The sequence below is a fragment of the Streptomyces sp. 6N223 genome (genome assembly GCF_052246635.1).
Lineage (GTDB): Bacteria > Actinomycetota > Actinomycetes > Streptomycetales > Streptomycetaceae > Streptomyces.
Genome location: NZ_JBQQCA010000008.1, coordinates 118,597 through 141,331 on the forward strand (window position 1 = coordinate 118,597; position 22,735 = coordinate 141,331).

General features: G+C 71.5%; 16 protein-coding genes. 11 read left to right on the forward strand and 5 right to left on the reverse strand.

The genetic code is table 11. The annotated features are described in order from the left end of the window. The first annotated feature begins 13 nt into the window (after window positions 1–13). The 4 genes from ACTWQH_RS08245 to ACTWQH_RS08260 are packed head-to-tail and all read left to right on the forward strand — an operon-like array spanning window position 14 to window position 5,678. Window positions 14–2,461, forward strand: a complete 2,448-nt coding sequence (locus ACTWQH_RS08245; protein WP_443285700.1) for a SpoIIE family protein phosphatase — start codon at window positions 14–16, stop codon at window positions 2,459–2,461. 53 nt (window positions 2,462–2,514) lie between these two features. After that, window positions 2,515–3,639, forward strand: coding sequence for a sugar ABC transporter substrate-binding protein (locus tag ACTWQH_RS08250; protein WP_443285701.1), 1,125 nt, complete (start codon window positions 2,515–2,517; stop codon window positions 3,637–3,639). Window positions 3,640–3,657: 18 nt separating this feature from the next. After that, window positions 3,658–4,425 (forward strand): ATP-binding cassette domain-containing protein, encoded by a 768-nt coding sequence (locus ACTWQH_RS08255; RefSeq protein ID WP_443285702.1) that lies wholly within the window; start codon window positions 3,658–3,660, stop codon window positions 4,423–4,425. Then, the gene (locus ACTWQH_RS08260) at window positions 4,416–5,678 is read left to right on the forward strand and encodes a sugar ABC transporter permease (protein WP_443285729.1); all 1,263 of its coding nucleotides are present in this window, start codon (window positions 4,416–4,418) and stop codon (window positions 5,676–5,678) included. The genes ACTWQH_RS08255 and ACTWQH_RS08260 overlap by 10 nt, the downstream gene beginning before the upstream one ends. A 135-nt stretch (window positions 5,679–5,813) precedes the next feature. Here ACTWQH_RS08260 and ACTWQH_RS08265 read toward each other — a convergent pair whose 3' ends face one another. The 5 genes from ACTWQH_RS08265 to ACTWQH_RS08285 all read right to left on the reverse strand — a co-directional run bounded on the left by ACTWQH_RS08265 (window position 5,814) and on the right by ACTWQH_RS08285 (window position 11,083). Continuing rightward, complete coding sequence (locus ACTWQH_RS08265) at window positions 5,814–6,596, reverse strand: SDR family NAD(P)-dependent oxidoreductase (protein ID WP_443285703.1); 783 nt, start codon at window positions 6,594–6,596, stop codon at window positions 5,814–5,816. Between the two features lie 156 nt (window positions 6,597–6,752). Continuing rightward, a complete protein-coding gene (locus tag ACTWQH_RS08270; protein WP_443285704.1) occupies window positions 6,753–8,180 on the reverse strand; it encodes a Gfo/Idh/MocA family protein in 1,428 nt (475 codons plus the stop codon). A 124-nt stretch (window positions 8,181–8,304) separates the two neighbouring features. Continuing rightward, a complete protein-coding gene (locus ACTWQH_RS08275; RefSeq protein WP_443285705.1) occupies window positions 8,305–9,000 on the reverse strand; it encodes a DUF4360 domain-containing protein in 696 nt (231 codons plus the stop codon). A 305-nt stretch (window positions 9,001–9,305) separates the two neighbouring features. Beyond that, window positions 9,306–9,959: a DUF4360 domain-containing protein gene (locus ACTWQH_RS08280; protein WP_443285706.1), complete on the reverse strand. Its 654-nt coding sequence runs from the start codon at window positions 9,957–9,959 to the stop codon at window positions 9,306–9,308. Between the two features lie 926 nt (window positions 9,960–10,885). After that, entirely contained in the window at window positions 10,886–11,083 is a 198-nt protein-coding gene (locus ACTWQH_RS08285; protein ID WP_443285707.1) for a hypothetical protein, read from the reverse strand. A gap of 368 nt (window positions 11,084–11,451) precedes the next feature. Here ACTWQH_RS08285 and ACTWQH_RS08290 point away from each other — a divergent pair, with 368 nt between their 5' ends. The 7 genes from ACTWQH_RS08290 to ACTWQH_RS08320 all read left to right on the forward strand — a co-directional run bounded on the left by ACTWQH_RS08290 (window position 11,452) and on the right by ACTWQH_RS08320 (window position 22,608). Continuing rightward, complete coding sequence (locus ACTWQH_RS08290; protein ID WP_443285708.1) at window positions 11,452–12,990, forward strand: glycosyl hydrolase family 28 protein; 1,539 nt, start codon at window positions 11,452–11,454, stop codon at window positions 12,988–12,990. Continuing rightward, window positions 12,987–16,295 carry an alginate lyase family protein gene (locus tag ACTWQH_RS08295; protein WP_443285709.1) on the forward strand — a complete coding sequence of 1,103 codons (3,309 nt, stop codon included), beginning with the start codon at window positions 12,987–12,989 and terminating at the stop codon, window positions 16,293–16,295. Before ACTWQH_RS08290 ends, ACTWQH_RS08295 begins: the two co-directional genes overlap by 4 nt. Window positions 16,296–16,356: 61 nt before the next feature. Next, on the forward strand, window positions 16,357–17,640 hold the full coding sequence (locus ACTWQH_RS08300; RefSeq protein ID WP_443285710.1) for an alginate lyase family protein: 1,284 nt from the start codon (window positions 16,357–16,359) through the stop codon (window positions 17,638–17,640). A 172-nt stretch (window positions 17,641–17,812) separates the two neighbouring features. Then, complete coding sequence (locus ACTWQH_RS08305) at window positions 17,813–19,780, forward strand: glycoside hydrolase family 9 protein (protein ID WP_443285711.1); 1,968 nt, start codon at window positions 17,813–17,815, stop codon at window positions 19,778–19,780. Between the two features lie 217 nt (window positions 19,781–19,997). After that, a complete protein-coding gene (locus ACTWQH_RS08310; protein ID WP_443285712.1) occupies window positions 19,998–21,005 on the forward strand; it encodes an ABC transporter ATP-binding protein in 1,008 nt (335 codons plus the stop codon). Then, entirely contained in the window at window positions 21,002–21,817 is an 816-nt protein-coding gene (locus ACTWQH_RS08315; RefSeq protein WP_443285713.1) for an ABC transporter permease, read from the forward strand. Before ACTWQH_RS08310 ends, ACTWQH_RS08315 begins: the two co-directional genes overlap by 4 nt. After that, the gene (locus ACTWQH_RS08320; RefSeq protein WP_443285714.1) at window positions 21,814–22,608 is read left to right on the forward strand and encodes an ABC transporter permease; all 795 of its coding nucleotides are present in this window, start codon (window positions 21,814–21,816) and stop codon (window positions 22,606–22,608) included. The genes ACTWQH_RS08315 and ACTWQH_RS08320 overlap by 4 nt, the downstream gene beginning before the upstream one ends. Window positions 22,609–22,735 lie beyond the last annotated feature (127 nt).

Here is a 22,735-nt window from a genome sequence, read left to right on the forward strand (position 1 = left end):
TCGGGACGAAGCGGTGACGGAACGGGCCCAGGCGTTCGGCGGCGCGGCGCTCGCCGCCCTCTACGTGCTGCGGGTGCCGGCCGACGAGCTGCGCCTGAGCGAGAGCGCGGGCGGCCCGCCCTCCCGGTACGGCCTGGCCTCCCGCTACCCGCTCGCCGTCCGCTCGCCCCTCGCCGAGGCCGTCCGCACGGGCCGCCCGGTGTGGCTGGACGCCGCCGGCCTCGCGGTGTTCGGCGACGCCGCGCCCCGCGTCCCGCCGCCCGGCGGCTGCCTCGCCGCCCTGCCGCTGGGCGCCGAGGGCGGCCCGGTGGGCTGCCTCGTCGTCGTCGACGCCGTGGCGGAGGACTTCGACACCGACCGGCGCGGCTTCCTCGAGCTGTACGCCGCCCACCTCGCCGAACGCCTGGAGACCTCCGGCGGCCCGCGCGAGGGGCCGGTGGCGGGCGGCGTCATGGACCGCGTCCGCCTCGGCTCCTTCGCCCTGGCGCTGGACTCCGGCCGGGTCCACGCCGACACCGACGCCCTGGACCTGATGGGCATCGCCGCCGCCGACTTCGACGGGCGCCTGGAGACGCTGTTCGTCCACACCATCCCGGAGGACGTGCCCGCGCTCATGTCCATCGTCGAGCCCGCCTCCACGCCCGCCGTCAGCCGGGACCTGGAGTTCCGCATCCGCCGCCCCACCGGCGAGCTGCGCTGGCTCCACCTGCGCTGCCGCGTCCTGGCCAACGCCGACGGCCGGCCGCAGCGGCTGCTCGGCGTGGTCGCCGACGCCTCCCACCTGCGCCCCGGTGCCGACGACGTGGCCCGCGTGCAGCGGCTGTCCGCCACCCTGGCCACCGCCATCACCGTGCGGGACGTCAGCCAGGTGGCGGTGGACGCCCTGCGCGAACTGGGGGCCGACCGGGTGGTGCTGGCGGAGTCCGAGGCCGAGCGGCTCGTCGTCACCGCCCTCGACCCCCGCGACCCCGCCGCCTGGCCGCCGGTCTGGCGCGCCCAGTGGACCGAGGCCGTGCCGCTCTCCCCGGGCGCGGACGGCGGCGCCCCCGTGCTGCCGACCCTCCAGTCCGCGCTGCGCGAGGGCCGCATCGGCCTGTGGCCCGCCCGCAGCGAGCTGGAGCCGGGCCTGGCCGACATCGGCCCCGGGGGCCTGGCCGTGCTGCCGCTGACGGCCGACGGCCGCGTGGTGGGCGCCTGCGTGGTGGGCTGGCAGCGGAGGCACGAGTTCGGCACCGAGGAGCGCTTCCTGCTCACCGCCGCCGCCGGCCTGGTGGGCCAGGCCATGGTCCGCGCCCACGCCTTCGACGCCCAGCACGAACTGGCCGCCATGCTTCAGCGCAGCCTGCTGCCCCGCGCCCTGCCGCCGCTGCCCGGCGGCGTGGCCGTCGCCCGCTACCTGCCCGCCACGGTCGGCCTCGACGTGGGCGGCGACTGGTACGACGTGATCCCGCTCTCCGACCGCCACGTCGCCCTCGTCATCGGCGACGTGCAGGGCCACAGCGCCGCCGCCGCGACGATCATGGGCCAGATCCGCACCGCGATCCGCGCCTACGCCGTGGAGGGCCACTCCCCGGACGTGGTCGTCTCCCACGCCAACCGGCTGCTCGTCGGGATGGAGACCGACCTCTTCGCCACCTGCATGTACGTCGCGATGGACATGGAGGAGGGCGACACCTGGCTGGTGCGCGCCGGCCACCTGCCGCCGCTGGTGCGCGACCCCGACGGCGCCACCCGCGAGATCGAGGTCGAGGGCGGGCCGCCGCTGGGCGTGCTGGCCGAAGCCGAGTTCCCCATGACCACCCTCGGGCTGCCCCCCGGCACGGTGCTGACGCTGCTCACCGACGGGCTGGTGGAGTCGGCGAGCCTGCCCCTGGAGGACGGCATCGCCCGCGTGCGCGACGCCCTGGCCGCCACCGACCCCGCCGACCTCGGCGTGCTCGCCGACGCGCTGCTGGGCGGCGTCGGCCGCCGCGACGACGACGTGGCGCTGCTCCTGCTGCGCTACGACGGGATGCGCGTGCGCCCACGCCGGGCCGGCTGGACCGTGTGGCGGCTGCCCGAAGCCGTCGGCCACGCCCGGCGTTTCACCGCGCGGACGCTGCGCTCCTGGGACGTGGAGGAGGGCGCCGACACCGTCCTGCTCGTCGTCTCCGAGCTGGTGACCAACGCGCTGGTGCACACCCAGGGCCAGGTGCGGCTGGACCTCACGCTCGCCGGGAACCGCATGCGGGTCGCGGTCAGCGACTCCTCGCCCCGCACCCCGGTTCGGGCCGAGAGCGCGGACTGGGAGGCCACCGGCGGCCGGGGCATCCTGCTCGTCGCCGCCGTCACCACCTCCTGGGGGTCGGTGCCGCTCAGCGGCGGCAAGCAGGTGTGGGGCGAGATCGCGCTGCCGCCGCGCGAACCGGAGCACGCGGACACCGGCCAGGAGAAGCGCATATTGCAACTATTATCCGTTTAGTGACGTATGGTGGCATACGTCACGTTCCCCTCCGCCGCCGGAAGGAAGCGCCCATGGCAACGGTGGCCCGCCGATCCGGCGTCATCGTGGCCGCCGTCTCCTCGGCCCTGGCACTGGCGCTCGCCCTCGTCGCCTGCGGCGGCGCCGACGGCTCCGCCGGCCGGGCCGTCGACGGCGGCTCCCTCGCCGTCGGCCTGCTGCTGCCCGACAACCTCGGCCGCTGGGAGGGATTCGACCGGCCCAGCGTCGAGCAGGCGGTGCGGGGGCTCTGCGAGGGCTGCACGGTGGAGACCGTCAACGCCCAGGGCGACGTGGGCACGCAGCAGCAGCAGGTGGACTCGTTGATCACCCGGGGATTCGACTCGCTGATCCTCATCCCCATCGACGCCAAGGCCATCAGCGCCTCCGTCGAGCGGGCGCGCGAGGCCGGCATCCCCGTCGTCTCCTACGACCGCCTCGCCGAGGGGCCCGTCTCGGCGTACGTCTCCTTCGACAACGAGCAGGTCGGCAGGCTCCAGGGCCGGGCGCTGCTCCACGCGCTCGGCGGCCGCGCGGAGCGCTCCACGATCGTCATGATGAACGGCGACCCCAGCGACCCCAACGCCGGCGAGTTCCGCAGGGGCGCGCTGGAGATCCTCTCCGGCCGGGTGGAGATCGGCGAATCCTTCGACACCTTCCGCTGGAACCGGGAGCGCGCGTACACCAACATGGCCGGGGCCATCGTCGACCTCGGGCCCGACCGGGTCCACGGCGTGCTGGCCGCCAACGACAGCATCGCCTCCGGCGTCGTCGCCGCCCTGAACGCCGCCGGCTTCGACCCCCCGCTGCCCCCCGTCACCGGCCAGGACGCCGAGCTGTCCGCCATCCGGCTCATCCTGCGCGAACAGCAGTACATGACGGTCTACAAGCCCTTCCAGCTGGAGGCCGGCGCCGCCGCCGAGATGGCCCTCGCCCTCGCCCGCGGCGAGTCCCTGCGCAGCATCGCCGACGAGACCGTCGCCAACGACACCCGGCCCGACATCCCCGCCGTACTGGCCACCCCCATATCCGTGACCGCCGACACCATCGACGAGACCGTCGTCAGGGACGGCCTCTACACGATCGACCAGATCTGCGCCCCGGAGGAGGTCGCGGCCGCCTGCGCCCGCGCCGGGCTCACCGGGCCGTCCGCCGGGTAGCCGAGGAGGTGAGGCAACGTGCCACCCGTCCCCATGCTCCGGCTGCGCGGCGTCTCCAAGCACTACGGCGCCCTCCAGGCACTCGGCGACGTGGAGTTGGAGGTCCGCGCCGGCGAGGTCGTCGCCCTCGTCGGCGACAACGGCGCGGGCAAGTCGACGCTGATCAAGGTGATCGCCGGCACCGACCCCGCCGACGAGGGGACCATCGAGTGGAAGGGCGAGGTCGTCCGCCTGGGCCGCCCCCACGACGCCCAGGCCCTCGGCATCGCCACCGTCTACCAGGACCTCGCGCTGTGCGAGAACCTCGACGTCGTCGGCAACCTCTTCCTCGGCCACGAGATCCGGCGGGCCGGCGTGCTGGACGAGGTCGAGATGGAACGCCGCGCCCGCGAGCTGCTCGACCTGCTCGCCGTCCGCATCCCCAACCTGCGCACCCCCGTCGCCTCGCTCTCCGGCGGCCAGCGCCAGACCGTCGCCATCTCCCGGGCGCTGCTGAGCGAGCCGCAGGCCCTGCTCCTCGACGAGCCGACCGCCTCCCTGGGCGTGGAGCAGACCGCCCGCACCCTCGACCTGATCGAGCAGCTGCGCGACCGGGGGCTCGGGGTGCTGATCGTCAGTCACAACCTCGCCGACGTGAAGGCCGTCGCCGACGAGGTCGCGGTGCTCCGGCTCGGCCGCAACAACGGCTTCTTCGACGTGAACACCACCTCCCAGGAGCAGATCATCGCCTCCATCACCGGCGCCACGGACAACGCCCCGGCGCGCGCGGGACGGGCCTGGCCGTGACGCCCGGCACGACCCCCGGGACGACGCCCGGCACGGCCACCGGCACCGACCCGCGCCTGCCCGCCCGCGAGCCGGGCCTGGCGGGCTACCTCGCGGACTTCCGGCGCCGCATGCGCGGCGGCGAACTCGGCTCCGTCCCGGTCGTCGTGGGCCTGGCCATCATCTGGGTCACCTTCGGACTGCTGGACTCCAGCTTCCTGTCGCCGCGCAACCTGTCCAACCTCAGCGTGGACATCGTCGGCATGGGCATGATCACCATCGGCGTCGTCTTCGTGCTGCTGGTCGGCGACATCGACCTGTCGGTCGGCTCGGTCAGCGGCCTGGTCGCCGCCGTCTTCGCCGTGATGAACGTCAACCACGGCGTCCCCGAGCCGCTCGCCGTCCTCGTCGCGGTCCTCGCCGGCACGGCGACCGGCGCCATCCACGGCTTCTTCGTCGCCCGCGTCGGCGTGCCGGCGTTCATCGTCACCCTCGCCGGGCTGCTGGGCTGGAACGGCCTGATGCTCTACCTGCTGGGCAGTTCGGGCACCATCATCCTCGACGACACCGGCATGGTCGCCGACCTGACCGACGACTACTACCACGGCGTGACGGGGTACGGCATCGCGGCCGTCGGCGTGCTCGTCCTCCTGCTCGTCTCCCACCGCACCTCGCGCCGCCGCGCCGCCGCCGGGGTGCCCGCGCGCCCGCTCGCCGAGATCGCGGTGCGCACAGCGGTCCTGGCCGCCGCGGCCTTCACCGCGGCGGCCGTGCTCGCCGAGTTCCAGGGCCCGCCGCTGGCCCTGCTCATCTTCCTCGCCGTCGTCGTCGGCCTCGACTTCCTGCTGCGCCGCACCTCCTACGGCCGGAACGTCTTCGCGCTCGGCGGCGGCGTGGAGGCGGCCCGCCGCGCCGGCATCGACGTGGTGCGGGTGCGGATCTCCGTCTTCATGGTCTCCGGCACGATGGCCGCGATCGGCGGGCTCTTCCTCGCCTCGCGGCTCACCTCCGTCAGCCAGGAATCGGGCTCCGGCGACCTGCTGGTGAACGTCATCGCCGCGGCCGTCATCGGCGGCACCAGCCTCTTCGGCGGGCGCGGCACCACCTGGTCGGCGCTGCTGGGTGTGCTCGTCATCCAGTCGATCGCCTCCGGCATGGCGCTGCTCGGCATCCAGGTGGCGGTGCAGTTCATGATCACCGGCGGCGTGCTGCTGGCCGCCGTCGTCATCGACTCGCTCTCCCGCCGCCTGCAGAAGGCCCACGGCCGGGCGTGACGGCGTAGCGCGGGGTCGGCCGGGCGGCGGGAGCGGGCCAGAGCCGGCCCGCACTGGACTGACATGAGGTGCTCCTTCTCCTCCACGACGGGACGTCGCCCGGCTCCGCGCAACCCCTGACACACGCGTTCCGGCTCAGCGCCGCAGCCGCAGCCCCTGCATGCCGCCGTCCACCGCCAGGTCGGTGCCGGTGGTGGCGCCGGAGCGGGGGCTGGCGAGGTACGCGATGGCGGTGGCGACCTCCTCGGCGGTCACCAGGCGGCCGGTGGGCTGCCGGGCCTCCAGCGCCGCCCGCTCGGCGGCCGGGTCCTCGGCGGCGTCCAGCAGCCGGGCCACCCACGGGGTGTCGGCGGTGCCGGGGTTGACGCAGTTGACGCGGACGCCCTCGGCGACGAGGTCGGCGGCGCTGGCGCGGGTCAGGGCGAGCACGGCGCCCTTGGTCGTCGAGTACAGCGCCCGGTTGGGCAGCCCGGCGGTGGCGGCGACGGAGCAGGTGTTGACGATCGCGGCGTGCCGCGAGCGGCGCAGGTGGGGGAGGGCGGCGCGGCTGACGCGGACCATGCCGAGGACGTTGACCTCGAAGACGCGGCGCCACTCCTCGTCGGGGTTGTCCTCGATGGTGCCCTGCGCGCCGATGCCGGCGTTGTTGACGAGGATGTCCAGCCCTCCGCCGAGGCGTTCGACGGCCGTGGCCACCGCCTCCCGCACCGAGGCGTCGTCGGAGACGTCGCAGCGCACGCCGATGAGCGGCTCCGGCACCTCGGCGTTGAGGTCCAGGCACGCCACGCGGGCGCCGGCGCGGGCGAGATGGGTGGCGGCGGCCAGGCCGATGCCGGAGGCGCCGCCCGTGACGAGGGCGGCGAGTCCCGAGAACTCGGGCTCGGACGCGGCGTTGCTCATTGCTGGTCCCGTAGACATGGGATCGATTTATATGCGCTCAACGCCCCCCACGTCCAGGTTGCCGCCGATTCCCGCCCGTCATGCCCCGCATACATCGGGTGTCTGGCGTTCCACGGCGCGGGCGCCCTCCCCACCCAAGCGGGCGGGGCGGGGGGACGCCGGGGTGCCCGCGTGTCAGACGTCCAGCACGTCGCCCGCACGGACGGGCAGGCCCGTCTCGAAGGAGCGGTTGGCAGCCAGGCCCGTCACGAGCGACCGGGCGCCGTCCCTCTCGTCCGCCGCCCGCCCCAGGGCGTCCGGGGCGCGCTCGCCGAAGAGGTCGTCGAGCATCCGCACGTCGCCGCCGCCGTGACCGCCCTCGCCGGTGCGGACCGTCAGCTCGCGCGGCGGCTCCCAGAACCGGCGCAGCAGCAGCTCGGTGCGGCCCGCCGTGTCCTCCACGGCCGCGCCGTGCATCACCGCCTGCTCACCGCCCGTCCCGTGCCGCCGGGGAGTCCAGGTGGACTCCTCCACCAGCAGTTCGAGGCGTCCCTCGCTGCCGTTGAAGGCGATGCGGTAGCCCTCCCAGGGGGAGTACGCCGTGAGGTGGTAGGTGAGCGTGGCGCCCGAGGCGTAGCTCACCAGCACCGCCATGTCGTCCTCGATGGTCACGCCGGGGCCGAAGACGTTCTGGTCGCGGTGGTAGCCGTCCTCGGCCTCCGCGTCGAGGTAGAGCGCGGTGAGCACGGGGGAGTCGGCCAGCCGCACGGCGAAGGGGTCGTCCTCGGCGGCCGGGGAGCCGTGGGCGCGGGCGTAGTCGCGGGCCAGGCCGCGGCGGCGGCCGGCCTCGTCGCCGTAGAAGAACAGCCCGCCGCGGGCGTACACCGTCTCGGGCGCCGAGCCCAGCCACCAGTTGACCAGGTCGAAGTGGTGGGTGGCCTTGTGCACCATCAGCCCGCCGGAGTTGGCCTTGTCGCGGTGCCAGCGGCGGAAGTAGTCGGCGCCGTGGCGCAGGTCGAGCAGCCACTCGAAGTGGACGGAGCCGACCTCGCCGATCTGGCCGGAGGCGATGGCCTCGCGCACGGCGGCGTGGACCGGGTTGTAGCGGTAGTTGAAGGCGACGCGCACCTCGCCGCCGGTGCGGCGGCGGGCGTCGAGGATGCGCCGCGCCCTGCCGGCGTCGGTCGTCATCGGCTTCTCGGTGATCACGTCGCAGCCCGCCTCGAGCGCGCGCACGATGTAGTGGTCGTGGGTGTGGTCCACGCTCGTGACCACGACGAGGTCGATCCGCTCGCGGCGCAGCATCGCGTCGAAGTCGTCGGCGGCGTACGCGGGCACGCGCGGGGCGCCCGGGCGGGCCGCCGCGAGCCAGTCGTTGTGGACGGCCATGCGGTGGGCGTTGACGTCGCACAGACCCGCCAGCTCGACGCGGTCGGCGTACGGTCCGGCCAGGGCCTTGGTGAAGAGCTGGGCGCGGGCGCCCAGGCCCACCACGGCGCAGCGGCGCGGGCGGGAGGAGGGGCGGCGGGACGCGGGGCTGGCGGTGCCGCTCCGGGTGCTGCTGTCCGTGCTGTTCTGCGTGCTGCTGTCGGTCGTGCTTGCGGTGGTGCTGAGGTCCGGCATGACCCGAGTCTGACACCCGGCCGCCCGACCATCAATGAAACGTATCAATCAGCCGTGCGGTGCCCCGCCCGCCCCGCGCCGGACGGGCGGGGCGGGTGGGGCACCGGTCGCGCGGTGCGCGGCGTTACGATCCGCCTTCCGGCGGGCACTCCTTCCAGGCGACGTGGTACGTCGTCTCGATCTCACCGTCGGTCGAGTCCATGGTCATGAAACTCGTCGTCGAGGAGGTGTCCGAGGTGCCGGCGTTGACCCGCAGCTCGGTGTTGATGTTGAAGTTGCGGATTTCGCCGCACGGCGCCCAGACCAGGGACTCCAGGTCGGTGATGTCGGTCACCGACCAGTTGTCTTCCATGGGGCCGGGGAACGAGTGGGTCCACTCGTCCGTCTCCTCCGAGCCCTGGAAGTAGTAGGACGCCTTCTCGATGCCGGTGGCGCCCTCCGCCAGGGAGGCGTAGCCGCGGTAGTCCACGCTCGCGATGGCGTAGGTGAAGCCCGACGGCACCTTGACGGCCAGGTTCAGCTGGCAGTTCTTGCGGAAGTCGGTGGCGCCGGCACCGACGCCGACCATGGCGAGGTAGTCGCTGTAGGTCACGGTGAACGCCGTGTTGTCCTCGTTGACGGCCACCGCCGCCGTGCCCGGCTCACAGCCGGAGCCGTTGACCGTCAGGAGGTCGATGGCCATCTGGTCGGGCGGGACATCGGTGAAGTAGGGTGGCTCCGCGATATCGAACGACGGCGACTCCGCCGACGCGGTGGGGCTGGCGAACGTCGCGGCCAGTAACGCGACCGCAGCGCCGCCCGCGGCGAGAACACGGGACATGGTTCTCCAATCGTTCCATTTGTGTCGTCTGACGGACCGAATTCGGGCAGGCGAATGCCCGGTATAGCCGTTTAGTGTCGGAATCTGGCGGGCGGAGCGGGGGCGCACCGCTCCGCTTCGCTAGAGGACCATTCGGCCGCATCTTTCGGCCCGGACAAAGAACGGGAATTGACGCTCCCCGCCCTGGGGATGGGCGAGGGGGCGCGAGAGCATCGCACCGGCACGCCGGAGTTCCTGGACCGTAACGGCGATTTTTGCGCGTGGGAACGGGGGATTTCCGACGGATGTTCCGGTTCGAAGCGGGCTCAGCACTCCTTCCAGGCCAGGTGATAGACGGTGCTGGCGGCGCCGTCCGTGGAGTCCATCGTCATCAGGCTGGTGGTGCTGCCGGTGTCGGAGGTGCCGCCGTAGACGCCTGGAAGGAGTTCGGTGTTGATGTTGAAGTTCCGCTGCTCGCCGCACGGCGCCCACACCAGTTCGGCCCACTCGGTGGAGTCCGTGGCCTGCCAGTTGTCGTCGTACGGGCCGTCCCACTCGTGGGTGCTGTAGTGGGTGTCGGAGGAGCCCTGGAAGTAGTAGCCCGCGCGCTCTATCGCGCTGGCGCCCTCCTCCAGGTAGGCGTAGCCGCGGTAGTCCACGCTCGCGATGGCGTAGGTGAAGCCCGACGGCACGTTGATGTCCAGGTTGAGCTGGCAGTTCTTGCGGAAGTCGATCGGGCTGGCGCCGACGCCGACCATGGCGAGGTAGTCGCTGTAGGTCACGGTGAACGCCGTGCTGTCGGCGTTGACGGCGACCGCGGCGGTGCCGGCCGGGCAGCCCGAGCCGTTGATGGTGTTGATGCCCACCGTGATCTGCTCAGAGGGAGTGTCCGCCGCCGAGGAAGGCGCCGCGGCCTGGGCAGTGGCGGTCGAGGCGAGTAAAGCAGCTACCGCGCCGCCGGCCAGCAAGATGCGGGACATGTTTCTCCAATCCATCGTCTCAGGGCCGTGACGGAACGCACCCCGGCACGGCCGGTGAAGGGTTGAGCGCGGCGGGGCCGGACGGCCGGCCCGCCGGAATCGCGTGCGGAGCACGCGAACAGGACGTGCAGAAAGTGCGGGAGGTGCAGGAATTGCTGAGCTTCTCCGTGCAGGAGCAATCCCGTCCAAGAGCCGTGGGGAGGCGGGCGACAAGTACCCATGAAGGGTCGCGTTCCCGTACGGCGAGGCGACGTGGGGAGATTGCGACTCTGCCGTTGAAGCGGTGGGGTGGAAGCGCTCCCATGTTATAGCGACGTAAAGCCACTGTGAAGGGGACGCGCCCCCTTTGCAGGAGCAGGCCGATATGTGACCTCCGGCGTTTGTCATCGGACCCCGAGTTGTCAGGACCCGGCGCGTCATCCCCGGAAAAGCACGACGTGAGCGATGTGGGTGTTTCGGCGCCTGCGGCGCACGGGACGGCAGAGGCGGCTGATTCTCGTCGCTCACGCGGCCGTGGGTTTAGACCGCCTCGCGCCCGGCTTGCCGCTGGGCGCCGGCGGCACCTTCTCCACGACCGTGACGGTGGCCGGCACGCCCGCTCGCCCAGCTCGGCGGCGACGAACGCCCGCAGCGCGGCGGTGTCCACCTCGCGCTCCGCCTCCGGCACGACGAAGGCGCGGGCCGCCTCGCCGGGTGTGCTCGTCCGGCGCGCCCACCACGTGCGCCTCGTCGACGTCCGGATGCCCGGCCAGCGCCCGCTCCATCGCCCCGGCGGCGACGTCCGCCGGCGTGAGGAGGGTCAGCATCCCGGACTCGGTCTGGCCGAACGCGCAGTGCACCACCGGGCCCAGCCGCCGGGTCGCCTCGTCGGGCCGGGCGATCGGCTCCGTCCGGCGGGCGGGCCGCCAGGTCCAGTGGGTGGTCAGCTAGCCGCAGGTCCGCGCGCAGCCCGTGGGCTCGCCGGTGCTGCCGCTGGTCAGGGTCACCGGCGCCACGCTCTCCGGCCGTCCGCGCGCGACGAGCTCCCCGTCGGCCGCCGGCCCGAACCGGAGCGACGCCGCCCCGCCGGCCGCGTCCGCCAGCCCGGGGCGGTCGCCGGGGTCGTCGGCGATCGCGGCGTCCACTCCGCCGTGCTGAGCTGGCCGAGCCACAGGGAGGCGGCGAGGGCAGGGCCGGAGAACGCCCCGGCCAGCGCACCACGAGCGGGGCGGCGGCGCCCGTCAGCTGACGGGGCGTCACGCGTCCCGTCAGGCCCTGGACGGGCCCGCGCCGCCGGCCCCGCGCGGCCTCACCGCTCGGCGAAGGAGCCGTCCGCGTGCCGCCAGGTCTGGGCAGGCGGCGAGCGCGATCGGGCACCCAGCGCGGCTTCATCGCCGGCATCTCCACCTCCGGCATCAAGTAACTCCCGCGTAACCCCTTGACGGAACGCCGCACCCCTACGACGGTGTAGCAACCGGTTTCTAGATTACGTTTTCTGAAGGGGCCAATCTTCATGAGCATGCCAGTCAGGCGCCGCACGACGCTCCAGGCGGCCGGTGCCGCCGCCCTCGCAGCCGCCGCCACCGGCGTCGTGGGCGCCGCGCGCGGCGCCACCCCGGCGGCGGAGGCGTCCGACGCCGCGGGCGACAGGGTGGTCGTCCACCCGACCCTCCCCTCGCAGGTCCCCACCAACAACTCCTTCACCGTCAAGGTCCGCCCGGCCGACGGCACCTGGCAGACGCTGGACGTTTACCGGGTCAGGCTCGCGCTCATCAACCCGATCACCGCCCGCAACGAGGCCCCGCTTTCATCGATGGCGGCCTTCGACTTCTCCGGCACTGTCGAGGTCGAGGTCACCTACAACCCCGGCGGCTTCGAAAAGGTCCGCATCCGCCCGGACTCCTACGGCATCACCCCCGAGGTGCTCGGCAGCACCGCCCGCTTCACCCTCGACCGCCCCCGCAACCTCGTCATCCAGGTGGACGACAAGGTCTTCGACTGCCTCCACCTGCTCGCCAACCCCCTCGAGCAGGACCCACCCGCCCAGGACGATCCGAAGGTCATCTACTTCGGGCCCGGTTACCACACCCGCCCCGACGGCATGCTGACCGTGCCCGACGGCACCACCGTCTACCTGGCCGCCGGCGCGGTCCTCACCGCGAACGTGATCTTCGAGGGGGTGGAGAGCGGCCGCCTGATCGGCCGCGGCGTCATCTACACCCGCACCGGCGGCGCGATCTCCGTCCACGACTCCCAGAACGTCCACATCGACGGCATCACGGTCCTCAACCCCCGGTACAGCTCGGCCAACGTCGCCGAGTCCAGCAACGTCACCATCTCCAACCTGCGCTCCTTCAGCGCCGACGGCTGGGGCGACGGCATCGACATCTACTGCTCCGAGAACGTCACGATCGACGGTTGCTTCCTGCGGAACTCCGACGACTGCATCGCCATCTACACCCACCGCAACGACTGGTACGGCGACACCCGCAACATCACCGTCAAGAACTGCAGCCTGTGGGCCGACGTCGCCCACCCCATCAACGTCGGCATCCACGGCAACCCCGACCCCGACGCCCCCGAGGTGCTGGAGAACCTGCGCTTCGAGAACATCGACATCCTCGACCAGCGCGAACCGCAGCAGACCGCTCAGGGCTGCATCGCCCTCAACCCCGGCGACGGCAACCTCATCCGCGACGTCAGGTGCGACAGCATCCGCGTCGAGGACATCCGCTGGGGCCAGCTCATCCAAATGCGGATCGCGTTCGATCCGAAGTGGAACACGGCGGTCGCGCGCGGCGTCGAGGGCGTGTACATCAAGGACCTCACCTACACCGGCACCCACGCCAGCACATCCCTCCTGATCGGCTACGACGCCGACCACGCCATCAAGGACGTCACCTTCGAAAACCTCGTCATCAACGGCCGCGTCATCCGCGACAGCGGCGGCAAGCCCGCCTGGTACCTCGCCTCCGACGGCGTGCCCATGTTCGTCAACAGCCACGTCCAGGGCCTCCGCTTCCTGACCACCGAGGAGGCGGCAGCCCTGTGACCCCCCTGACCCGCCGCGGCTTCCTGGCCGCCTCCTCGCTGCTGCTCGCGGCGGGCGCGGGTGGTCTCGCCCTGCCCGCGCCCGCGCGGGCGGGCGCGGCCCCCTTCGCGTTCGCCCACCCCGGCCTGCTGCACACCGCCGACGACCTCGCCCGCATGCGCGACGCCGTCGCCGCCCAGGCCTCCCCGCAGTACGCGGGCTTCCAGGCGCTCGCCGCCCACCCCCGCTCCAAGGCCTCCTACGCCCAGGCCAACACCGGCCAGATCACCTCCTGGGGCCGCGGCCCCAGCAACTTCATGTCCCAGGCCGTCGCCGACTCGGCCGCCGCCTACCAGAACGCCCTCATGTGGTGCGTCACCGGCGACCGCGCCCACGCCGACAAGGCCCGCGACATCCTCAACGCCTGGTCCGCCTCGCTCACCGCGATCACCGGCGCCGACGGCCCCCTCGGCGCCGGGCTCCAGGGCTTCACGTTCGCCAACGCCGCCGAGCTGCTGCGCCACACCGGCTACGACGGCTGGGCCGAGGGGGACATCGCCGCCTGCGAGGAGTCGTTCCTGCGCGTGTGGTATCCGTCCGTCTCCGGCTACATGCTCTACGCCAACGGCAACTGGGACCTCACCGCCGTCCAGACCATCCTCGCCATCGGCGTCTTCTGCGAGGACCGCACCCTCGTCGAGGACGCGCTGCGCTTCGCCGCCGCCGGGGCCGGCAACGGCAGCGTGGCCCACCGCATCGTCACCGACGCCGGCCAGGGCCAGGAGTCCGGCCGCGACCAGAGTCACGAGCAGCTCGCCGTCGGCCTGCTCGCCGACGCCGCCCAGGTCGCCTGGAACCAGGGCGTCGACCTGTACGGCTTCATGGACAACCGCATCCTGGCCAACGCCGAGTACGCCGCCCGCTACAACCTCGGCAACGACGTGCCCTTCACCCCCGACCTCGACCGGACCGGCAAGTACATCAAGCAGACCGTCTCCGACCGGGCCCGCGGCACCATCTGGCCGGTCTACGAGATGATCCACGCCCACTACGCCGGCGTCCGGGGCCTGCCCGCCCCCTACACCGGCCAGGCGATCGAGGGCCGCGTCGAGGGCAGCCACGACGACCTGCCCTCCTTCGGCACCCTCACCTACGCCGGCGCCGCCCCCGTGCCGGTGACGGCCCCGCCCTCGGCTCCTGCCGGGCTCCACGCCGCCCCAGCCGAGGGCGGGTCGGTCACCATCTCCTGGCTCCCCTCCGCCGGGGCCGACGCCTACACCCTGCGCCGCGCCACCACCCCCGCCGGCCCCTACGAGCCGCTCGCCGACGGCATCACCGCGCCCACCCACACCGACCACGCCGCCGAGGCGGGCCGCACCCACTACTACACCGTCGCCGCCGAGGGCCCCTCCGGCGCCGGCCCCGACTCCACCGTCATCGCCGCCACCGCCGGGCTTCCCGCCCCCTGGCAGGCCGGGGACGTGGGCGAGGTGCGCCTGGCGGGCCGGGCGGCGTTCGACGGCGAGCGGTTCACCATCGAGGCGGGCGGCGCCGACATCGGCGGCACCGCGGACGCCCTGCACTTCGCCCACCTCCCGCTGACCGGCGACGGCGTCCTCATCGCCCGCGTGGTGTGGCCGCTCAGCTCCCAGTACGCCAAGGTCGGCGTAGCCATGCGCGGCTCCCTCGACGCCGACGCGCCCCAGGCGGCGATGCTGATCCAGGGACTGCCGCTGCACACCTTCAGCGGCGTGTGGACCACCCGCGAGGCGGCGGGCGAGGCCGCCACCGGCACCGGCAGCACGCCCGTGCCGCCCACCCAGCAGCAGGCCATCACCTCCGGCGCCTCCTTCCCCATCTCCGACCTCGGCACCCTCCCGGCGTCCGCGACCCCGCTCGCCGCCCCGTACGTCGAGGGCGCGGGCGACGGCTACCGGATGCGCATGCCGTACTGGGTGCGGCTGGAGCGCCGCGGCGACCGCTTCACCGGCTCCATCTCCCCGGACGGGGAGGAGTGGACCCGGGTCGGCACCACCCGCCTGCCCGCCCTCGCCGGCACCGTCCACGCCGGCCTGGTCCTCACCTCCTGCCTCGGCGTGGACGCCCCCTACGCCGAGATGGGCACGGCGGCGTTCGACAACGTCCGCCTCACCGTCCCCGGTGGCGCTGGCTGGAGCGTGCCGCCCCCTGCCACCACCGCCACCGCCCTCACCGCCCAGGCCGGGCCCGACGCCGTCGAGCTGGCCTGGCGCGACCCCGACCCGGCCGCCCGCTACACGGTGCTGCGCGACGGCGAGACGATCGCCACCGGCGTCGGCCCCGTCGGCTTCGGCACGCTCGCCCGCTACGCCGACGCCACCGGCACGCCCGGACGCACCCACACCTACGCCGTCGCCAAGACCAACGTCACCGGCCGCGGCCCGCGTTCGGAGAGCGCCAGCGCGACCATGCCCACGCCGCGCGGACCCGAGATCACCGGCCCGCGCACGGCGTACGCCGCGGCCGGCGTGGCCTTCCGTCACCTGGTCACCGCCACCCACCACCCCGGCCGCTTCACCGCCGAGGGCCTGCCCGGGGGCCTGCGCATCGACCGCGCCACCGGCCTGATCTCCGGAACTCCCGACGAGACGGGCGAGTTCACGGTCACCCTCAGCGCCGCCAACGCCACCGGCACGGACGTCGCCGACATCGCCCTCACCGTCGACATCCCGCCGCCCGCGCCGTGGACCCACGGCGACCTCGGCGACCACGTCGTGGACACCCGGCAGCTCGGCACCTACGGCGTGGTCGCGGTCCACACCCCCGGCTCGGTCACCCACGACGCCGCCACCGGCCGCCTCACCGTGCGCGGCGCCGGCAGCGACCTCAGCATCAACAACCAGGGCATGACCGGCCACTTCGCCCGGCAGCTCGTCACCGGCGACCGCACCCTCACCGCCCGGATCGTCTCCCGCGCCGGCGCCCTCGCGGCCGACCGGATCGGGCTGCTGATGGCCAAGTCGCTCTCCCCGTTCGACCAGGCGGCCGGCGCCATCCTGAGCGGCGGCACCACGCCGCAGCTCATGCTGCGCACGCAGGTGGCGGGCCGGAGCGCGTTCACCGGCTCGGCCACCGCCCCCGCCCTCCCGCTGTGGCTGCGGCTGAACCGCACCGGCACCACCTTCGCCGCGGCCGTCTCCGGCGACGGCCAGAGCTGGACGCCGCTGGCCGAGGGCGCCATCCCGAACTTCGGCGAGGCTCCGTACTACGCGGGCCTCGTCGTCTGCTCCCGCGACCAGGCGACGCTGACGACCGTCGTCTTCGACGAGGTGGGCGTCGTGGGGTAAGCCGCGGGGTCCCGCGAGGGACGCCAACCCCCCACTCCGAAGAAGGAGACGGACCATTTTCATGAGTGCAAGGAGCCGCACCACCCAGCACAGATCCACCGAAGACCACACCCCCAGCTCGATGAGCCGCCGCGGCCTGATGAGGGCCGCGGGCGGCCTGGCCGCCGCCGGGGCCGCCCTCGGCGGCGCCACCGCCGCCCTCACCTCGGGCAGCGCCAGCGGCGCCCCCGCGACCTTCACCCACCCCGGGGGCCTGCACAACGCGGGCGACATCAACCGGGCCAAGGTGAGGGTCGCCACCGGCAACGAACAGTCGCTCGCGGGCTGGAACCGGCTGATCGCCAACTCGCACTCGGCCTCCACCTGGGCCCCCAGGCCGCTGGCGGAGGTGTACCGCGGATCGGGCTGGGACAACAACTACCCGGTTCTGTACAACGACATCGCCGCCGCGTACCAGAACGCGCTGCGGTACCACATCTCCGGGGACACCGCGCACGGGGACTGCGCGCGCGACATCTGCAACGCCTGGTCGTCCACGCTCACCCTCCTCAACGGCAGCGCCGACCGGTTCCTGCTGGCCGGCCTCCAGGGGTGGCAGTTCGCCAACGTCGGCGAGCTGATGCGCGGCTACCCCGGCTTCGAGCTGGGCCGGTTCCAGGACATGATGGTCAACGTCTTCTACCCGCTCAACGACCACTTCCTCAGGGTCCACAACGGCGCCTGCATCACCAACTACTGGGCCAACTGGGACCTGTGCACCATGGCCTCGATCATGGCCATCGGGATCCTGTGCGACGACGGGCCCATGTACGACCAGGCATCGAACTACTTCAAGAACGGCGCGGGCAACGGCGCGATCCGCAACGCCGTCCCGTTCCTGCACCCGAACGTCGAGGGCTACGACCTCGGCCAGTGGCAGGAGTCCGGCCGGGACCAGGGACACACCGTCATGGGCATGGGCCAGATGGGCGCGATCTGCGAAATGGCCTGGAACCAGGGCGAGGACCTCTACGGCTACGACGGCGCGCGCTTCTTCAAGGCGGCCCAGTACGTGGCGAGGTACAACCTCGGCATGGACGTGCCCTTCACGAAGTACACCTGGGGCACCGGCGTCAACTGCGACTACCGGGAGCACACCGTCATCAGCGACTACGCACGCGGCCAGGTGCGCCCGGTGTGGGCGATGCTCCACTTCCACTACAACCGGCGCAAGTTCTGGGACGACCGGTACATCCGGGACATGTACTGGAACGTCTGCCACCCCGAAGGAGGAGGTGGCGACTACGGCTCCACATCCGGCGGCTACGACCAGCTCGGCTTCGGCACGCTGATGTACGCCAAGTGAGCCGCCGTCAGCCGAACCGCGGAACCGGCTGAACGCTTGACCGGCGCGGCCACCGGGACCCCGGATCCCGGTGGCCGCGCCCCACTCATTGACGCGGCCACGCCAGGTGCGCAGCATGTGCGGGAGCGCTCCCACAACTTTCGTTGCTGCGTACTCCCGAAAGGGCCGCACCATGCCTCTCAGACGCTCCCGGCGCCGCCGCCGGGGCCGGATCGCGACCGCGTTCGCCGCCGTGGCGATGCTCGCCGCCGGACTGCTCGCCCCCGTCTCCCCCCTCTCGCCGCTGGCCGAGCGATCGGCGGCCCAGGCCCCGGCGTTCAACTACGCCGAGGCGCTGCAGAAGTCGATGTTCTTCTACGAGGCCCAGCGCTCCGGCGACCTCCCCGCCGGCAACCGCGTCTCCTGGCGCGGCGACTCCGCCCTCACCGACGGCGCGGACGCCGGCCTCGACCTGACCGGCGGCTGGTACGACGCCGGCGACCACGTCAAGTTCGGCCTGCCGATGGCCTACTCCGCCACCATGCTCGCCTGGGGCGGCCTCGCCGCCCGCGACGGCTACGAGACCGCCGGCCAGCTCGCGTACCTCAAGGACAACCTCCGCTGGGTCAACGACTACTTCATCCGCGCCCACCCAGAGCCGAACGTGCTCTACGCCCAGGTCGGCGACGGCCACGAGGACCACAAGTGGTGGGGCCCTGCCGAGGTCATGCACATGGAACGGCCGGCGTACAAGGTCGACGCCTCCTGCCCCGGCTCCGACGTCGCCGCCGAGACGGCCGCCGCCATGGCCGCCTCCTCCCTCCTCTTCGCCGAGGACGACCCGGACTACGCCGCCACCCTCGTCCGCCACGCCGAGGAGCTGTACTCCTTCGCCGACACCTACCGCGGCGCCTACTCCGACTGCGTGCCCGCCGGCGACTTCTACCGCTCCTGGTCCGGCTACCAGGACGAGCTGGTCTGGGGCGCGTACTGGCTCCACCGCGCCACCGGCGAGGCGTCGTACCTGGCGAAGGCCGAGAGCGAGTACGACAAGCTCGGCACCGAGCCGCAGACCTCCACGCCCAGCTACAAGTGGACCATCGCCTGGGACAACAAGCAGTTCGGCGCGTACGTGCTGCTGGCGATGGAGACGGGCGAGCAGCGGTACGTCGACGACGCCAACCGCTGGCTGGACTACTGGACGACGGGCGTGAACGGCCAGCGCGTGCCGTACTCGCCGGGCGGGCAGGCGGTGCTCGACAGCTGGGGGTCGCTGCGGTACGCCGCCAACACGGCGTTCGCCGGCCTGGTCTACTCCGACTGGCTGGCCTCCTCGGACCCCGAACGCGCCGAGACCTACCGGACCTTCGGCGAGCGCCAGATCCACTACGCCCTCGGCGACAACCCCCGCAACTCCAGCTACGTCGTCGGCTTCGGGGAGAACCCACCCACCCAGCCGCACCACCGCACCTCCCACGGCTCGTGGACCGACCAGATCACCGCCCCCGCCGACAACCGGCACGTGCTGTACGGCGCGCTGGTCGGCGGCCCGTCCTCCGCGAACGACGCCTACACCGACAGCCGCCAGGACTACGTCGCGAACGAGGTGGCCACGGACTACAACGCCGCGTTCTCCGGCGCCCTGGCGTGGCTCACCGGCCGCTACGGCGGCACGGCGCTGCCGGACTTCCCGCAGGCCGAGGAGCCCGACGGGCCGCAGACGTTCGTGGAGGCGTCGCTGAACGCCACGGGCGACGGGTTCACCGAGATCAAGGCGACGGTCCGCAACCGGTCCGGCTTCCCGGCGATGAACCTCGCCGATAGCTCCTTCCGCTACTGGTTCACGCTGGACGAGGGCGTGGACCCGGCCGGGATCACCGTGACCTCGTCCTACAGCGAGTGCCCCTCGCCGGTGCGGAGTCCCGTCCAGGCGGAGGGCGACCTGTACTACGTGGAGCTGAGCTGCGCGGAGCGGGACATCTACCCCGGGGGCCAGTCGCAGCACCGCGCCGAGATCCAGTTCCGCATCACCGGAGGCGCGGGCTGGGATCCCGCCAACGACTGGTCCTACGAGGGCATCACGGCGGACACGGCGCGGGCCCAGCACGTCACCCTTTACGAGGGCACCGAGCTGCTGTGGGGTGAGGAACCGGCGGCCTGAGGAGTTCGGGGACGAACCGGACCGGTGACGCCGCTCTGTTCGTCCCCGAAGTCGTCGGCGCGTTGGATCTACCGGTATGCCCCACTCGCGCCCGGCGGCGCCTGCGGTTGCCGCGCGCGGGTCGCCTGGTTACGATCACGATGGCTCCTCAGGGCTGGAGCGCCGAATGTGACATCTGCTGACCCCCTTGCCCTGCGCGGTCGGTGTGGAGTCCTTCGTGTGCGCGCATATCCCAGAACCTGAACTGATCGTCACGGCGCGGAACCTGAGCAAGTCCTACGACTTCTACGAGCAGCCACAGGGGCTGGTGGGTGCCCTCCGGAGCCTCTTCCACCGCAAGCTCACGATCGTTCAGGCTGTCGACGAGCTGGACTTGGACGTGCGGCGCGGTGAGGTCATCGGCCTCCTGGGGCCGAACGGGGCGGGAAAGACCACCACTGTCAAGATGTTGTGCGGACTCTTGATGCCCACTGCGGGAAGTCTCAGCGTCTGCGGGGAAAATCCTGCGAATCGCTCGTACACTTTCCTGTCGCAGATCTCCGTGATCTTCGGCCAGAAGGCGATGCTCTGGTGGGACGTGTCCACCCGTGAGTCGCTGAAGATCCACAGGAGCATGTACGAAATGCCTAGCAGTGACTTCTCGGAGATCGTCGAACAACTCGGCGATCTGCTGGGCATCGGCGAGATTCTGGATACGCCGGTCCGCAACCTCTCCCTCGGACAGAGAATGCGCTGTGAACTAGCTCTGGCCCTTCTGCATAGGCCGGCGCTGCTGTTCGCCGACGAACCCACCATCGGTCTCGACGTCGAGGCCAAGGTGATCGTGCGGAACCTCTTCCGGGAGATCAACAAGACCTTCGGCACTACAATTATCCTGACCAGTCACGACATGAATGACGTCGAGGCGCTCTGCGATCGCGTCGTCATCGTCAGGGGCGGTCGAGCGGCGTTTGATGGGGATCTCGCCGATCTACGTGCTCACGCCAGCATCTCGAAAGAGGTGGTGCTCATCTACCGGGATGCTCCCCGACTTCCTCCGGACATTCTCCGGGCATCCGTCGAGAACGGGGCACACAGCGTTCGGCTGCGCCTTGGTGACGAGCCGATTGCGGCGTTGGTTCAGGCAGCGACGCGATGGGGCGAACTCGTCGACGTACGGATCGTCGAAGCCGGTCTCGACGAGGTCATGTCGAAGGTATTCAGCGACGGTGGACGGCGTTCGTGACTCTTCAGACCCTCCGACGCAACGCCGCCGTATTCCTCGCCGTGCTGCGCCAGGAGATCCAGACGATCGCCCAGTACCGTTGGTGGTTGCTGGCGATGCAGGTGAGTGTCATCGTCGTGCCGCTCATTTCTCTGCTGGTGTGGCGTGGGGCCATCTCCCACGGTGCGGAACCACCGGTCGGCCGGGTGTACCTGACGACTTATCTCGTTCTCGTGAGCCTTGTCACCATGCTCACATCGAGCTGGAGCGCCAAGTTCCTCGCGGAGAGTATCCGCCTGGGGCGCCTGAACACCTGGCTCGTCCGGCCGTGCTCCACTCACCTTGCGGTCGCCGCCAACAACATCGCCGAGAAGGTCGCAAAACTCGCCACGCTGCTGCCACTGGTGGCTGCCCTGGTGGTTGCCTTCCACGGCGACATCAACCTGCCCACACAGCCAGGACGTTGGCTGCTCTTTGTCTGGGCCCTCGCTATGGGCGCCACGATGACCTTCAGCCTCGACATCGTCGTCGGTTCACTGGCTTTCTGGTGGCACGATGTAAGTGCCGTCGACCGTTTCAGGCAATTGATCCTGCTCTTCCTATCGGGTGCACTCATCCCCTTGGCCGTCATGCCTTCCGCGTGGGATCCGTTCCTCGATGTTCAGCCCTTCGGATACATCGTCGCGTTTCCCATCGACACGCTCCTGGAGCCGAGAGCCAGCGATCTTCGGGTTGGTCTGGCAATTCAGGCAGTCTGGACTCTTTTCGCCCTCGCGGCTGCCCGCGCCGTCTGGCGCCGTGGCCTTCGTCTCTACCATGGAGCCGGGGCGTGAACCGGCGGACTGTGACTGTGACGTTCCGGGTGTGGGGAAAACTATTCCGCCAGGCGCTGATGCGGGATCTCCAGTTCCGTTCTCAGGCGTGGATGCACCTGGCCGCGAGCGTGGGGGAACTGATAACCGGCATACTGCCGGTGCTGATTCTGACCCGTTACGCCGGATCAGACCCGGCGATCTCGCAGGCATCCATCCTCACTGTCGGCATCTTCGCTATTACCACGGGCCTGATGGATTGTTTCGTCTCGCCTGGCCTGCGCCGATTCGATGTCGCCATCCGTCAGGGGGAGTTGGACCTTGCGATCATCAGGCCTGTCCCGACGTTCTTCTATGCGGTGATGCGATGGGTTCAGCCTGCCGAACTCGGTAAGTGTCTGACTGGAATTGCGATCCTTGTGGTCGCCACCCGGACCTTCGATCTTGACCTTGATCCGTATGTCGTCGTGTCCGTGCTCGTGTGGGCATTCGTCGGGACCGTTGCCTACTGCGCGTTCTGGGCCATTTTGACCTTTCTCGCCTTTTGGGTCCGTTCCATCGAACCGGTCAACGACCTGGCCGCCGCTTGGCGTGGCTCTGGTCAATATCCGCGCCAGTTCTTTCCCCGCACATTTCAGATCATCCTCGTCTCGTTCGCTCCGGCGGCGCTCAACGGCTCGTATCCCGCCGAGCAACTGCTGAACCCGACCGCTTCTCTCGCTCTCGCACCCGTCGTTCTGTTCGCGTCATTTTCCTTCACCGCGCTGACATGGCGGCAGGGACTTGTTCGATACAACAGCGCGAGCAGCTAATACTCCAGTTGCAGATTGCTATCTGCGCTGGTCAGAGGTGGGTTTCTGAGTGTACTCGGTTGATGGGCCGTCAGTGAGGCCGAGTTCGTGACCTTGGGTGCGGCGGTGGTAGTGACAGCGCCGGGCG

What these genes read in the sequence shown, in the direction of transcription:
- ACTWQH_RS08275 (WP_443285705.1), bottom strand. Translation starts at nt 9,000, where the DNA reads ATGTCCCGTGTTCTCGCCGCGGGCGGCGCTGCGGTCGCGTTACTGGCC.
- ACTWQH_RS08290 (WP_443285708.1), top strand. Translation starts at nt 11,452, where the DNA reads ATGAGCATGCCAGTCAGGCGCCGCACGACGCTCCAGGCGGCCGGTGCC.
- ACTWQH_RS08270 (WP_443285704.1), bottom strand. Translation starts at nt 8,180, where the DNA reads ATGCCGGACCTCAGCACCACCGCAAGCACGACCGACAGCAGCACGCAG.
- ACTWQH_RS08305 (WP_443285711.1), top strand. Translation starts at nt 17,813, where the DNA reads ATGCCTCTCAGACGCTCCCGGCGCCGCCGCCGGGGCCGGATCGCGACC.
- ACTWQH_RS08280 (WP_443285706.1), bottom strand. Translation starts at nt 9,959, where the DNA reads ATGTCCCGCATCTTGCTGGCCGGCGGCGCGGTAGCTGCTTTACTCGCC.
- ACTWQH_RS08265 (WP_443285703.1), bottom strand. Translation starts at nt 6,596, where the DNA reads ATGTCTACGGGACCAGCAATGAGCAACGCCGCGTCCGAGCCCGAGTTC.
- ACTWQH_RS08300 (WP_443285710.1), top strand. Translation starts at nt 16,357, where the DNA reads ATGAGTGCAAGGAGCCGCACCACCCAGCACAGATCCACCGAAGACCAC.
- ACTWQH_RS08250 (WP_443285701.1), top strand. Translation starts at nt 2,515, where the DNA reads ATGGCAACGGTGGCCCGCCGATCCGGCGTCATCGTGGCCGCCGTCTCC.